The organism is Enterobacter cloacae complex sp. P16RS2, from assembly GCF_014982155.1.
GTDB classification, from domain to species: Bacteria; Pseudomonadota; Gammaproteobacteria; order Enterobacterales; family Enterobacteriaceae; genus Enterobacter; species Enterobacter cloacae_M.
This window is the reverse complement of sequence record NZ_JADCKW010000062.1, coordinates 12,469-26,040: the sequence shown is the minus strand read 5'-3', so window position 1 is coordinate 26,040 and position 13,572 is coordinate 12,469. Positions and strand designations below refer to the sequence as shown.

Below are 13,572 nucleotides of genomic sequence, written 5' to 3'. Positions count from 1 at the left end.
ATGGAGGCGCATTATAGGGATCCCATTTTTTAGCACAAGTATTTTTTAGATCTTTTTTTCCGACTGCTGATTTTCCGCGCTTTTCGCTGAAATCCCGCCCGATCTGCTTAAATATTGACGTATTTTGCCTTGCCTCGATCCATTACTATGATCAAAGTCTTCTGTATAGCGCTCATTGTTAGAGGTAGATATGCCCGCAGTATTACGTCCTTATAAAGATCTCTTCCCCCAAAAAGGCGATCGCGTGATGATCGATGCCAGCAGCGTGGTGATCGGCGATGTCCGAATGGCCGATGACGTCAGCATCTGGCCGCTCGTCGCCATCAGGGGAGATGTTAACTATGTGTCGATTGGCGCCCGTACCAATATTCAGGACGGCAGCGTTCTGCATGTCACGCACAAATCCGCCTATAACCCGGACGGTAATCCCCTCATCATTGGAGAAGAGGTTACCGTCGGCCATAAAGTGATGCTTCACGGCTGCACTATCGGAAATCGCGTACTTGTTGGCATGGGGTCGATTTTGCTGGATGGCGTCATAGTAGAAGATGACGTAATGATTGGTGCTGGTAGCCTGGTCCCGCCGAACAAACGGCTGGAGAGTGGCTATCTCTACCTGGGAAGCCCGGTAAAACAGATCCGCCCCCTGAAGGAGGCAGAGATCGAAGGGTTAAAATACTCGGCGAGCAACTACGTTAAATGGAAGAATGACTATTTGGATCAGGACAACCAAACCCAGCCCTGATCGTCTTCCTGCTGTTCGCGGATTAAATCGCTGGCTTCCTCTTCCAGATCCCAGCGATTTTCGCAAAATACTGCTATCGGGTCTGAACCGCCAAAACGACGTAACAGCGTTTCCCCATGAATGGCACAGGTAAGTTGCATACCCTGCACCAGCACCGGAAAACAGACCGCTTGTTTACTCTCATCCCAGTTTTCTCTGTCCGGGAAATGAATAGCCTGGTTCACGCCGAAAGCTCCTGCTTTAACTTTTCAATGACAGGTTCGACCGCAGGCAACACGCCATGCCAGAGCAGCACCGCATGCGCAGCCTGACCCACCAGCATTCCTAACCCATCGGCTAACTGCTTCGCGCCGTGTTGTTCGCACCAGTTAAGGAAAGGCGTCTTCCCTTTCTGATAAAACATGTCATAGAAGTACATATGCGCGCTGACCAGAGAAGCGGGAATTGCCGGGATCTCGCCATTGATGCCGCTGGACGTGGCGTTGATGACAAGGTCGAACTCACGATCGGCAAGATCGTCAAGCGCTACCGCGCTCACGCTGCCGGTATGCGCAAATAACTCCGCCAGCGCTTCCGCTCGGGAAAAGGTTCTGTTGGTAATGGTCACCGCGCAGTCCAGTGAAAGCAGAGGCAACAGTACTCCCCGCGATGCGCCACCCGCACCAATCAGCAGGACCCGAAACCCGGGCTTAATAAACGACAGTCGTTCCAGGTCGCTAAGTAAACCAATCCCGTCGGTGTTGTCACCCAAAAGGCGCCCATCCTCAAGCCGTTTTAGGGTATTGACAGCACCAGCCAGTGAAGCGCGCTCGGTGAGCTCATCCGCTCGTTCGAAGGCTTCCTCTTTAAAAGGAACCGTCACATTCGCGCCTTTACCGCCCGCGGCGAAAAAAGCCTCCAGCGTTGGAATAAATCCATCCACCGGTGCCAGTACGCGACCATAGGGATGATTTATCTGCAGCTGCTTCGCAAATTGCTGATGGATCAACGGTGACTTGCTGTGTGCAATCGGATTACCAAAAACAGCATAGGTTTCCATGAGATTACCCCTGGCGAAAACGTTCGCCGGTCAAAGCATCGCGAATTTCAGACGGATTCAGGCGCCCTCCCGTTTCACCGACAGCGACTGGGAAGTCATTCCCGAACTGCGCCAGTACTTCTTCGGTTGTCCGGCAAGGTGGCAATCCGGTCAAGTTGGCGCTGGTTGAGACCAGCGGTTTACCAAATGCCAGACACAGCTCAACCACCAGCGGATGGTCAGTTACGCGAACGGCGAGGGAATCAAAACGTCCGGTTAACCAGCGAGGCGTTGTCGGCTGCGCCGGGAAAACGAAGGTCACCGGGCCAGGCCACGCGGAGAAGATAGTCTCGCGCTGCGCCGGCGTCAGCATGGAGTCATCGATATAGGGTTTAAGCTGCTCGTAATTCGCAGCGATCAAAATCAGCCCTTTCTCAACGGGTCTTTGTTTTAAGGCAAGCAGTCGGCTCACGGCCGTCTCGCTGTCAGGATCGCAACCGACTCCAAAAACAGCTTCAGTTGGATAGGCGATGACTTCTTCTTTTTTCAGCACGTCCACAGCATGCGCAATGGAGCCTGATGGCAGGTTATTATTCACTATTTTGATCCGCCGTAACCGGCTTTCCACATTGTTTACTGGCGCAGAAGCGTTTCATGCCTTGCGCGGTTTTCTTCTCTATAAGTAGCGGATAATTGCAATGAGGGCAGGTTCCCGCTACCGGTTTAAAATTGATAACGAACTGGCATTCAGGGTAGCGATCGCACGAATGGAAAGTCTTACCATAACGGGAGCGGCGCTGTACCAACTGACCGCGCTGACACTGTGGACACGCAATTGCCGTTTCATCAGGCTTATCAATTTGTTCCGTATGCTCACATTCCGGGTAGCGGCTACATCCAATAAACATGCCGAATCGCCCCTGCCGCAGGGCTAATTCACCACCGCAGAGGGGGCAATACTGACCCTCCAGAATTTTAACGATATGTCCATCCGCCTGGCTTTTCAGGGGACGGACATAATCACATTCCGGATAGTGTGAACAACCGAGAAACGGGCCGTGTTTCCCGGACCGAATAACAAGTTCAGCCCCGCACTGCGGGCAGGGCTCGTTTTTATGCACCGTGAATAGTGCTGATTTGGCCATAACAACTCTTGGTGCTGCACATTGAATTAGTGCAGCATACCTTCATTCACTTCAAAGAGTAATTCTTCCATTTGCTGATAGGCGTTTTCACAGCCCGGGATATTAAACAGAACCATCAGGATCACCCACTTGAGATCTTCCAGTTCAAATTCTGCTGTATCCAGCGCCATGACGCGCTCTATCACCATTTCTCTCGTTTCGAGGTTCAGCACCTGAATCTGCTCAAGGAATAAGATGAATCCCCGGCAGCTGGCGTCCAGCCTTTCACACTCTTCCGCTGTATAAATGCGTACTGACAATGGGTCAGAAGCAAGCTGCATCGGTTCGGCCAGGCCTTCCTGATAATCAGCCAGTTTTTCCAGCCACATCAACGCATTATAGATATCTTCCCGTTCAAACCCCGCATCGGTAAGATCCTGTGTCAATTTGTCCTGATCCACTCGCATTTCTGCTTCGTTATGGATGTAAGTCTCAAACAAATACATCAGTACGTCGAACATGGCATGCCCTCCTTAATCGGACATAGCCGCCGGGTACAGCTGCGATCCACCCTGCTAACTCCAGTTCGAGTAGCTGTGCTACCGTTACTGGCACAGGTTGGCCGGCACGTTCAGCGACAACGTCAACAGGTGTTACCTCATCTCCTACGTTAGCCAGGAGCTTGGGAAATGGCAATGCCACCTTTCCCTGATCTGATGAATATTGTCGCTTTTCGGGATCTTCCTGCAGCCATTGCAACCCATATTGCAAATTTTCAAGAATATCTCCTACTTCCGTTACCGGCGTTGCCCCTTGCTTAATCAGCCAGTGGGGTCCCTCGCATCCGGGATTACCTATCGGACCAGGCAAGGCGAAGACTTCTCTCCCCTGTTCGAGCGCGCATCGCGCCGTGACCAGCGAACCGCTTCGGCGCGCCGCTTCAACTACCAGAACGCCTTTGCTAAGCCCGCTGATAATCCGATTGCGACGCGGAAAGTTTGCCGGCCTGGGCTGTGCGGAAAGCGGAAACTCAGACACTATAGCGCCGTCAGATTCGATAAGCCGCATCGCCAACGCCTGATGCCGGCGTGGATAAATGCTAAAAAGACCGTTCCCCAGCACCGCTACGCTTCGTCCCTTAACTGACAGCGCCGCGCTGTGGGCTACGCCGTCAATACCGCAGGCCAGCCCGCTGGTGATAGTGAAACCGCTTTGTGACAGTTGTTCGCACAGGATTTTCCCCCATCGCTCGCCGTACCATGACGGCGCACGACTCCCTACTACCGCCAGCTGAACGGTATTAAGCGCCTCAGGTTTACCTTTTATGAATAACGCCCCGGGATAATCAGGAATCGTGCGGAGCAAAGGAGGATAAAGGGGATGGTTGGCCGTTAATAAATGATGTCCCGGCTGCTCAAGCCACATAAGGCTACGTTCCAGTTCGCTCTCATCGAGTGCAAAGAAGCGTTCAGCCTGCTTTGCTGTCAGTCCGGCCTCTCTGACCACGAGCGCGTTGAGGTGTTCCTGCTTCTGCAGTCGCGCAGCCGCTTCCAGCATTACATCACCACACAGAGACCCAGTGTGTATTAGCCGTAGCCATATCTCGGTAGACGTCATCCTTTCCCCTGCCATAAGCGGCCTCCGCAATCATTGCGATTGGTCACTGATGCTGTCAATCGATGGGGGATTTGTCTAGAATAGAGAGAGTATTCTTATCAACTCCTGAACACGACTCTGGAAATTTATGGCAGTTTTGCAAGTGTTACATATTCCGGACGAGCGCCTTCGCATCGTCGCTGAACCGGTCAAAGAAGTGAATGCAGAAATCCAGCGTATCGTTGATGATATGTTCGATACCATGTACGCCGAAGAAGGCATTGGCCTGGCGGCGACCCAGGTGGACATTCATAAGCGTATTATCGTGATTGATGTTTCCGAAAATCGCGATGAGCGTCTGGTGCTGATCAACCCTGAGCTACTCGAAAAGAGTGGCGAAACCGGTATTGAGGAAGGCTGTCTGTCCATTCCTGAACAGCGCGCTTTAGTACCGCGTGCCGAAAAGGTGAAAATTCGCGCTCTGGATCGTGACGGTAACCCGTTCGAACTGGAAGCAGACGACCTGCTGGCAATTTGTATTCAGCATGAGATGGATCACCTGGTCGGTAAACTGTTTATCGATTATCTCTCGCCGCTGAAACAGCAGCGTATTCGTCAAAAAGTAGAGAAACTGGATCGTTTGCGTTCTCGCGCATAACGTCCCCCCGGATACAAGGATCATCGTGTCTAAAACACTACGTATTATCTTCGCGGGAACCCCTGATTTTGCAGCGCGTCATCTTGACGCGCTGTTATCGTCTGGTCACCAGGTTGTTGGCGTCTTTACCCAGCCGGACCGTCCTGCTGGTCGCGGCAAAAAACTGATGCCGAGCCCTGTAAAGGTGCTGGCAGAAGAGCATGGGCTACCCGTTTTCCAGCCAGCATCGTTGCGCCCACAGGAAAATCAGCAGCTGGTTGCTGATCTGAATGCCGACGTAATGGTGGTGGTGGCTTACGGTTTAATTTTGCCAAAAGCTGTGCTTGATATGCCACGCCTGGGTTGCATCAACGTGCATGGGTCTCTGCTTCCGCGCTGGCGTGGTGCTGCACCTATCCAGCGCTCGCTCTGGGCGGGTGATGCCGAAACGGGCGTTACCATCATGAAGATGGACGTAGGTTTAGACACCGGCGATATGCTGTATAAACTGGCGTGCCCCATAACGTCAGACGATACCAGCGCTACGCTGTATGACAAACTGGCAGACCTTGGTCCACAAGGGCTTATCGAGACGCTCCAGCAGCTTGCTGACAATACGGCGAAACCGGAAGTTCAGGATGACGCGCTGGTGACTTATGCCGAAAAACTGAGCAAAGAAGAAGCGCGGATCGACTGGTCCCTTTCGGCCGCTCAACTTGAACGCTGCATTCGCGCTTTTAATCCGTGGCCAATGAGCTGGATGGAGATTGATGAGCAGCCGGTGAAAGTCTGGAAAGCCTCCGTCATTAGCGGTACTACCACGGCAGAACCCGGTACGATTGTTGACGCTAACAAAAACGGCATCCAGGTGGCGACTGCGCAAGGGATTTTGAACCTTGAATCGCTCCAACCGGCCGGTAAGAAAGCCATGAGCGCTCAGGATCTGTTAAATTCCCGCCGCGAATGGTTTATCCCGGGCAATCGCCTTGCCTGAGCAAATTTATCCTTAAGGCCCGGTGTTTCCGGGCATTTTTATTTTTACGGTTATGAAAAAACAAAATTTACGCAGTATGGCGGCTCAGGCCATTGAGCAGGTTATCGAGCAGGGGCAGTCATTAAGTAACGTCCTGCCCCCTCTGCAACAAAAAGTCTCTGATAAAGATAAAGCCCTACTTCAGGAGCTCTGCTTTGGCGTCCTGCGCACGCTCTCTCAGCTTGAGTGGCTCATTAATAAGCTGATGTCACGCCCAATGACAGGCAAGCAGCGCACCGTACACTATTTGATTATGGTGGGTTTTTATCAGCTTCTTCATACCCGCATCCCACCTCACGCCGCGCTGGCAGAGACGGTGGAAGGTGCCGTTGCGATTAAACGTCCTCAGCTGAAAGGGCTGATCAACGGCGTATTGCGTCAGTTCCAGAGACAGCAGGAAGAGCTTCTGGCTGAATTTGCCCAAAGCGAAGCACGTTTCCTGCACCCGGACTGGCTGTTGAAGCGCCTGAAAAAAGCCTATCCACAGCAGTGGCAGGAGATTGTCGATGCCAACAATCAGCGTCCGCCAATGTGGTTACGCGTGAATCGGAATCACCACACCCGAGACGCATGGCTGGCATTGCTTGAAGAAGCTGGAATGAGTGGATTCCCGCATCAAGCCTATCCGGATGCTGTACGTCTGGCCTCACCGGCACCGGTACATGCATTACCCGGTTTTGATGAGGGCTGGGTTACCGTACAGGATGCCTCGGCGCAGGGTTGCATGACCTGGCTTGAACCCAAAAATGGTGAGCAGATCCTCGATCTTTGCGCCGCACCTGGGGGCAAAACGACGCATATTCTGGAAGTGGCTCCGCAGGCCAGCGTGATGGCAGTGGACGTCGATGAACAGCGTCTCTCACGCGTCTACGACAACCTTAAGCGTCTGGGCATGAAGGCTCAGGTTAAGCAGGGCGATGGACGCAAACCCGCAGAATGGTGTGGTGAAACGCAATTCGATCGCATTTTGCTGGATGCCCCCTGCTCTGCAACCGGTGTTATTCGTCGTCATCCGGACATCAAGTGGCTACGCCGCGATCGTGATATTCAGGAACTTGCCCAACTGCAATCCGACATTCTCGACGCCATTTGGCCGCATCTTAAATCTGGCGGAACGCTGGTCTATGCGACCTGCTCCGTACTGCCGGAAGAAAACAGCCAGCAAATCGCGGCCTTCCTTAAACGTACGCCGGACGCCGCGCTGCGCGATACGGGAACGCCTGAATCCCCGGGTCTGCAGAACCTGCCGGGTGCTGAAGAGGGCGATGGCTTCTTTTACGCTAAGCTAATCAAAGAGTGATGTTGAGAACAGGTCACGAGATATGAAGATTATCATTCTGGGTGCAGGACAGGTGGGCGGAACGCTGGCGGAAAACCTGGTTGGCGAAAACAACGACATCACCATTGTTGATACCAACGGCGATCGTCTGCGTGTATTACAGGACAAGTTTGACCTGCGCGTGGTGCAGGGTCATGGTTCGCACCCACGTGTTCTTCGTGAGGCGGGCGCCGACGATGCCGACATGCTGGTTGCGGTAACCAGTTCTGACGAAACCAATATGGTGGCCTGTCAGGTAGCATACTCGCTTTTCAACACGCCAAACCGAATTGCGCGTATTCGCTCTCCGGACTATGTTCGCGATGCTGAAAAACTGTTTAATTCGGAAGCGGTCCCCATTGACCACCTCATCGCGCCAGAACAGCTGGTTATCGACAATATCTATCGCCTGATCGAATATCCGGGTGCCCTGCAGGTGGTGAACTTTGCCGAGGGCAAAGTGAGCCTGGCAGTGGTTAAGGCCTATTATGGCGGACCATTGATCGGCAATGCGCTTTCCACCATGCGCGAGCACATGCCGCATATCGATACGCGCGTTGCAGCGATTTTCCGTCATGACAGGCCAATTCGCCCGCAAGGCTCCACGATTGTCGAAGCTGGTGATGAGGTCTTCTTTATTGCGGCCTCACAGCATATTCGTGCGGTGATGAGTGAACTTCAGCGTCTCGAAAAACCCTATAAACGCATTATGTTGGTCGGCGGCGGCAATATTGGTGCCGGTCTGGCACATCGGCTGGAAAAAGATTACAGCGTGAAGTTGATCGAGCGCGATCAACAGCGTGCTGCTGAACTGGCGGAAAAACTGCAAAATACGATTGTATTTTATGGTGATGCGTCTGATCAGGAGTTGCTGGCTGAAGAGCATATTGATCAAGTTGATCTCTTTATTGCCGTCACCAACGACGACGAGGCGAATATAATGTCCGCCATGCTCGCGAAGCGCATGGGGGCTAAAAAAGTAATGGTGCTTATCCAGCGTAAGGCGTATGTCGATCTGGTTCAGGGCAGCGTTATTGATATTGCCATTTCCCCTCAGCAGGCGACAATTTCCGCTCTCCTGAGCCATGTTCGTAAAGCGGATATTGTCGGTGTGTCATCGCTCCGCCGTGGCGTAGCGGAAGCCATTGAAGCCGTTGCTCATGGAGATGAAACGACGTCACGCGTCGTCGGCCGTTCGATCGACGAAATTAAACTGCCGCCAGGCACGATTATCGGCGCCGTTGTGCGCGGAAATGATGTCATGATTGCCAATGATAATTTACGAATTGAGCAAGGCGATCACGTTATTATGTTCCTTACCGATAAAAAGTTTATTACCGACGTCGAACGTTTATTCCAGCCAAGTCCATTCTTCCTTTAATGTGTCGGGTGCTCTCAATGGGGTACCCACTCTTTATCCTTCTCATTTCTGTGCCTTTTATTTTGCATAACGTTTAATTATCACGAATGGCAATTAGCTAATCATTTGTTAAACTTATAGTCGTCAGCTGGCACAAGGAGAACAAAATGAGTTTTATTAAAGAATTTCGCGAATTTGCGATGCGCGGAAACGTGGTGGATTTGGCAGTGGGTGTCATTATTGGTGCAGCATTCGGCAAGATTGTTTCATCATTAGTGGCCGACATTATCATGCCACCTTTAGGGTTGCTAATCGGGGGCATTGATTTCAAACAGTTCGCTTTCACGCTGCGTGAAGCGCAGGGTGATGTTCCGGCAGTAGTAATGCACTACGGTGTATTTATTCAGAACGTATTTGATTTTGTGATTGTCGCATTTGCCATATTTATGGCTATCAAGCTGATCAACAGGCTCAACCGTAAAAAAGAAGAGCCGGCTGCAGCACCTGCGCCAACGAAAGAAGAAGTGCTGTTAAGTGAGATCCGTGATCTGTTAAAAGAGCAGAATAACCGCGTCTAATCAATAGATAAAAGCAGGAAGGCCAGTGGTAAATAAGCGATTCGCTTGCTTGCCACTGGCCTCCCAGTTACCCCGTTTTGCATGCTTGTCTTTACGCAGATAACTTCCTTTCCCTTTTTTATTCTTCTCAACGCGCTGTCTGAATAGCGGGTCGTGAAGTAGTGCCTCAATGGCATTGTCTTTAATCTGTCCTTTCGTGTGCTGATAGCGGCTCATAAATTCTCCTGAGCATGATTTAGTCGACGGAAGTCTAAACCCGGTTGCACTAAAAATCAACAGCGCTGCGTTTCTCCACTCGCTCCCTGTTCAAGGGCTTCGAGGATTGAACAATAAATGCTGCTGTGTGCCGTACCGCAGCAGGCATCATTCAACCTTTGCAGAGAGCGCTGCATGGTTTGCAGTTCCTGTATACGTGCTTCGACTTCATCCAGCCGGGCCTGCACGATGCTTTTAGATTCCTGGCAGGTGTGATGTTCCGGATCGATGCGGATCGATAATAACTCGCGGATCGAATCCAGCGTGAAACCGAGCTGACGTGCATAACGAATAAACCGCAGGCGCTGCAGATCGTTATCGTTATAAAGGCGAAAGCCTCCTTCAGTACGTACTTCATGATCGATCATCTGCTGCTTTTCGTAATATCGGATGGTATCCGGCGTAACGTTCGCAAGCTTCGCAAGTTCACCGATGCGGTACATAACTACTCCTCGCTTATTTTCTGCATCAATCTTTCACCGTATTCACCGTGAAGAAAATTAGTGTTCATCCCAGCCTGGCGTAGCTTGAGTTCAAGCAGGGCGAGACGGCGGCTAAGTTCAGAATGTCGTGGATCGTCATGGCGGATCTCTTTGAGAAGATCGGCCAGTTCAACAGCTTCTCTGCGCTGTCCGAGCTCCGGGGGGAGACAGCCCGCATTTTTCAGCAAACGGTATCCAGCCCGTAGTTCAGGCGCGATGTGCGAATCATCGTCAAGCGTAAGGGGTTCGCCGCTTCCCGGGAGATCGTCGAATTCACCTTTTTTTTGGGCATCGCGAATATGGCGTTCTGCCCACTGGTCGAGCAACCACATTACCAGCTCCTGGGATTGAACAGAATTGATACAGACATTTTAGAGAAGTGGTGGTATCGCGGATATAAAAAAACCCGCCGGAGCGGGTTTTTTTACGTTACTGCAGATTACTCTGCAGCAGCTTCTGCTTTCTCTGAACGATCAACCAGCTCGATGTAAGCCATCGGCGCGTTGTCGCCTGCACGGAAACCACACTTCAGAATGCGAGTGTAACCACCGGCACGGCTCGCGAAACGCGGGCCCAGTTCGTTAAACAGTTTTGCCACGATCTCGTTATCACGAGTACGGGCGAATGCCAGACGACGATTAGCAACGCTGTCAGTCTTGGCAAGAGTAATCAGCGGCTCAACTACGCGACGCAGCTCTTTCGCTTTAGGCAGGGTCGTCTTGATGATCTCATGACGAACCAGTGAACCTGCCATGTTGCGGAACATAGCCTGGCGATGGCTGCTGTTGCGGTTCAGTTGACGACCACTCTTACGATGGCGCATGACCTTATCCTTCTCAGTAAAACCTTAACCTGTGATCCGGTTACTCGTCAGCAATGCTTGCCGGTGGCCAGTTTTCCAGGCGCATGCCCAGAGACAGACCACGCGAAGCCAGCACGTCTTTAATCTCAGTAAGAGATTTTTTACCCAGGTTCGGCGTTTTCAGCAACTCAACCTCGGTACGCTGTACCAGATCACCGATATAGTGGATAGCTTCTGCCTTGAGGCAGTTAGCAGAGCGGACAGTCAATTCGAGATCGTCAACAGGGCGCAGCAGGATCGGATCGAATTCTGGTTTCTCTTCTTTCACTTCCGGCTGACGAACATCACGTAAGTCAACGAAAGCTTCCAGTTGTTCTGCCAGGATGGTTGCCGCACGACGAATCGCCTCTTCAGGATCGATTGTGCCGTTGGTTTCCATTTCGATGACCAGCTTGTCCAGGTCGGTACGCTGTTCTACACGCGCTGCTTCAACATTGTAGGCAATACGCTCTACAGGGCTATAGCATGCGTCGACCAGCAGACGGCCGATTGGGCGCTCATCTTCTTCCGAATGAATTCGGGCAGAAGCCGGCACATAACCACGACCGCGCTGAACTTTGATACGCATGCTAATAGCTGCGTTCTCATCGGTCAGGTGGCAGATCACGTGCTGCGGCTTGACGATTTCAACATCACCGTCATGGGTGATGTCGGCTGCAGTCACAGGGCCAATGCCAGATTTATTCAGAGTAAGAATAACTTCATCTTTACCCTGAACTCTCACCGCCAGCCCTTTCAGGTTGAGCAGGATTTCAAGGATATCTTCCTGAACGCCTTCTTTGGTGCTGTACTCATGAAGTACACCATCAATCTCAACCTCGGTCACCGCGCAACCCGGCATCGATGAGAGCAGAATACGGCGCAGTGCGTTACCCAGAGTATGGCCAAAGCCACGCTCTAAAGGCTCAAGGGTCACCTTGGCGTGCGTCGAACTCACTTGCTCGATATCTACCAGGCGCGGTTTTAGAAACTCTGTCACAGAACCCTGCATTGTGTCCTCTCTTTGGTACTAAGCTTTACTTGGAGTAAAGCTCGACGATCAGGTGTTCGTTAATGTCCGCAGACAGATCAGAACGTTCTGGCTGACGCTTGAACGTACCTTCCATCTTGCCAGCATCAACTTCCAGCCAGGTTGGCTTTTCACGCTGCTCAGCCAGCTCCAGAGCGGCCTTCACGCGAGATTGCTTTTTCGCTTTCTCACGAATGCTAACAACGTCATTCGCTTTAACCTGATAAGAAGCGATGTTAACAACACGACCGTTTACCATGATTGCTTTGTGGCTAACCAGCTGACGTGATTCAGCACGAGTAGCGCCGAAGCCCATACGGTATACAACGTTGTCCAGACGACCTTCCAGCAGAGCCAGCAGGTTTTCACCTGTGTTGCCTTTCAGACGTGCTGCTTCTTTATAGTAGTTACGGAACTGACGCTCCAGCACACCGTACATACGGCGAACTTTTTGCTTTTCACGCAACTGCACACCATAGTCAGACAGACGCGGTTTACGCGCACCGTGCTGGCCAGGAGCTTGTTCAATTTTACACTTGGTATCGATCGCGCGAACGCCAGACTTAAGGAATAAGTCGGTGCCCTCACGACGGCTCAGCTTGAGCTTAGGACCCAAATATCTTGCCATTTTCTATCTCCAACTAACCTAAAAAACGAGCGTTATACGCGACGTTTTTTCGGCGGACGACAACCGTTATGAGGGATCGGAGTCACATCAGTAATATTAGTGATGCGGAAACCAGCGGCGTTCAGAGCGCGAACAGTAGATTCACGACCCGGACCCGGACCTTTAACCATAACTTCCAGATTCTTGATGCCGTATTCTTTTACGGCTTCTGCGCAACGCTCTGCTGCAACCTGAGCTGCGAACGGAGTGGATTTGCGAGAACCACGGAAACCGGAACCACCGGCTGTTGCCCAACCCAATGCGTTACCCTGACGATCAGTAATAGTAACGATGGTGTTGTTGAAAGAAGCATGGATATGAGCCACGCCGTCAGAGACTTGTTTTCTTACACGTTTACGTGCACGAACTGGTGCCTTTGCCATTATTCAATCACCCCGATTATTTCTTGATCGGTTTGCGCGGACCCTTACGGGTACGTGCGTTGGTCTTAGTACGCTGACCGCGCACTGGCAGACCACGACGATGACGCAAACCGCGATAGCAACCAAGATCCATCAGGCGCTTGATGCTCATGCTGATTTCACGGCGCAGATCACCTTCAACGACAAATTTGGCAACTTCGTCACGCAGCGTGTCGATTTGTTCTTCAGACAGCTCACTGATCTTAACATCTTCAGCGATACCCGCTGCAGCCAGAATGGCTTTAGAACGGGTCTTGCCGATGCCGTAGATCGAAGTTAATGCGATCACAGCATGTTTCTGATCAGGAATGTTAATGCCTGCTATACGGGCCACTATGCACTCCTACTATTTAATATGTACGCACCATGCTGAAAAGCCCGTTTTCAGGATACTCAAATGGAAACGTACAGACATACAAAAGATTGGCTGGCTAATCTAGCCAGCTCAACCCAACTTTGCAAGAAA

The 13,572-nt window shown here is 51.7% G+C and carries 20 protein-coding genes; 6 read left to right on the top strand and 14 right to left on the bottom strand.

The window, feature by feature from the left end:
* Positions 1-190: 190 nt before the first annotated feature.
* Complete coding sequence (locus INF68_RS22695; protein WP_109846653.1) at positions 191-745, top strand: gamma carbonic anhydrase family protein; 555 nt, start codon at positions 191-193, stop codon at positions 743-745.
* Here INF68_RS22695 and INF68_RS22690 read toward each other — a convergent pair.
* The 6 genes from INF68_RS22690 to dprA are packed head-to-tail and all read right to left on the bottom strand — an operon-like array spanning position 721 to position 4,504.
* A complete protein-coding gene (locus INF68_RS22690) occupies positions 721-969 on the bottom strand; it encodes a DUF1488 domain-containing protein (protein WP_048976997.1) in 249 nt (82 codons plus the stop codon). The two genes, INF68_RS22695 and INF68_RS22690, sit on opposite strands and share 25 nt — an antisense overlap.
* Positions 966-1,784: a shikimate dehydrogenase gene (gene aroE / locus INF68_RS22685; protein ID WP_109846652.1), complete on the bottom strand. Its 819-nt coding sequence runs from the start codon at positions 1,782-1,784 to the stop codon at positions 966-968. The genes INF68_RS22690 and aroE overlap by 4 nt, the downstream gene beginning before the upstream one ends.
* A gap of 4 nt (positions 1,785-1,788) precedes the next feature.
* Positions 1,789-2,361 carry an L-threonylcarbamoyladenylate synthase type 1 TsaC gene (tsaC, locus tag INF68_RS22680; protein WP_033146781.1) on the bottom strand — a complete coding sequence of 191 codons (573 nt, stop codon included), beginning with the start codon at positions 2,359-2,361 and terminating at the stop codon, positions 1,789-1,791.
* Positions 2,354-2,908 carry a type I DNA topoisomerase gene (locus tag INF68_RS22675; protein ID WP_023309445.1) on the bottom strand — a complete coding sequence of 185 codons (555 nt, stop codon included), beginning with the start codon at positions 2,906-2,908 and terminating at the stop codon, positions 2,354-2,356. Before INF68_RS22675 ends, tsaC begins: the two co-directional genes overlap by 8 nt.
* Positions 2,909-2,934: 26 nt before the next feature.
* Positions 2,935-3,408 carry a DUF494 family protein Smg gene (gene smg / locus INF68_RS22670; RefSeq protein WP_008503477.1) on the bottom strand — a complete coding sequence of 158 codons (474 nt, stop codon included), beginning with the start codon at positions 3,406-3,408 and terminating at the stop codon, positions 2,935-2,937.
* Positions 3,380-4,504 (bottom strand): DNA-protecting protein DprA, encoded by a 1,125-nt coding sequence (dprA, locus tag INF68_RS22665; RefSeq protein WP_126787483.1) that lies wholly within the window; start codon positions 4,502-4,504, stop codon positions 3,380-3,382. Before dprA ends, smg begins: the two co-directional genes overlap by 29 nt.
* A 127-nt stretch (positions 4,505-4,631) precedes the next feature.
* Here dprA and def point away from each other — a divergent pair, with 127 nt between their 5' ends.
* From def to mscL, 5 genes are all read left to right on the top strand, one after another.
* Positions 4,632-5,141: a peptide deformylase gene (def, locus tag INF68_RS22660; protein ID WP_006812188.1), complete on the top strand. Its 510-nt coding sequence runs from the start codon at positions 4,632-4,634 to the stop codon at positions 5,139-5,141.
* Positions 5,142-5,166: 25 nt separating this feature from the next.
* A complete protein-coding gene (gene fmt, locus INF68_RS22655) occupies positions 5,167-6,114 on the top strand; it encodes a methionyl-tRNA formyltransferase (protein ID WP_023333663.1) in 948 nt (315 codons plus the stop codon).
* Between the two features lie 52 nt (positions 6,115-6,166).
* Complete coding sequence (rsmB, locus tag INF68_RS22650; RefSeq protein ID WP_109846655.1) at positions 6,167-7,453, top strand: 16S rRNA (cytosine(967)-C(5))-methyltransferase RsmB; 1,287 nt, start codon at positions 6,167-6,169, stop codon at positions 7,451-7,453.
* Between the two features lie 22 nt (positions 7,454-7,475).
* Positions 7,476-8,852: a Trk system potassium transporter TrkA gene (trkA, locus tag INF68_RS22645; protein WP_008503482.1), complete on the top strand. Its 1,377-nt coding sequence runs from the start codon at positions 7,476-7,478 to the stop codon at positions 8,850-8,852.
* Between the two features lie 146 nt (positions 8,853-8,998).
* The gene (gene mscL, locus INF68_RS22640; protein ID WP_023309449.1) at positions 8,999-9,409 is read left to right on the top strand and encodes a large-conductance mechanosensitive channel protein MscL; all 411 of its coding nucleotides are present in this window, start codon (positions 8,999-9,001) and stop codon (positions 9,407-9,409) included.
* Here the strand turns inward: mscL and INF68_RS22635 are convergent, their stop codons facing one another.
* The 8 genes from INF68_RS22635 to rpsM form a co-directional block, all read right to left on the bottom strand.
* Complete coding sequence (locus INF68_RS22635) at positions 9,410-9,625, bottom strand: alternative ribosome-rescue factor A (protein ID WP_109846649.1); 216 nt, start codon at positions 9,623-9,625, stop codon at positions 9,410-9,412.
* Between the two features lie 56 nt (positions 9,626-9,681).
* Positions 9,682-10,107 (bottom strand): Zn(2+)-responsive transcriptional regulator, encoded by a 426-nt coding sequence (gene zntR / locus INF68_RS22630; protein ID WP_109846648.1) that lies wholly within the window; start codon positions 10,105-10,107, stop codon positions 9,682-9,684.
* Between the two features lie 2 nt (positions 10,108-10,109).
* Positions 10,110-10,478, bottom strand: coding sequence for a DUF1992 domain-containing protein (locus INF68_RS22625; protein WP_126787482.1), 369 nt, complete (start codon positions 10,476-10,478; stop codon positions 10,110-10,112).
* Positions 10,479-10,585: 107 nt separating this feature from the next.
* On the bottom strand, positions 10,586-10,969 hold the full coding sequence (gene rplQ / locus INF68_RS22620) for a 50S ribosomal protein L17 (RefSeq protein WP_001216368.1): 384 nt from the start codon (positions 10,967-10,969) through the stop codon (positions 10,586-10,588).
* Between the two features lie 40 nt (positions 10,970-11,009).
* Positions 11,010-11,999 (bottom strand): DNA-directed RNA polymerase subunit alpha, encoded by a 990-nt coding sequence (gene rpoA / locus INF68_RS22615; protein WP_002919219.1) that lies wholly within the window; start codon positions 11,997-11,999, stop codon positions 11,010-11,012.
* Positions 12,000-12,024: 25 nt separating this feature from the next.
* Positions 12,025-12,645: a 30S ribosomal protein S4 gene (gene rpsD, locus INF68_RS22610; protein WP_004868345.1), complete on the bottom strand. Its 621-nt coding sequence runs from the start codon at positions 12,643-12,645 to the stop codon at positions 12,025-12,027.
* A 32-nt stretch (positions 12,646-12,677) separates the two neighbouring features.
* On the bottom strand, positions 12,678-13,067 hold the full coding sequence (rpsK, locus tag INF68_RS22605; protein ID WP_003863312.1) for a 30S ribosomal protein S11: 390 nt from the start codon (positions 13,065-13,067) through the stop codon (positions 12,678-12,680).
* 16 nt (positions 13,068-13,083) lie between these two features.
* Positions 13,084-13,440: a 30S ribosomal protein S13 gene (gene rpsM / locus INF68_RS22600; protein WP_008503488.1), complete on the bottom strand. Its 357-nt coding sequence runs from the start codon at positions 13,438-13,440 to the stop codon at positions 13,084-13,086.
* Positions 13,441-13,572: the final 132 nt, after the last annotated feature.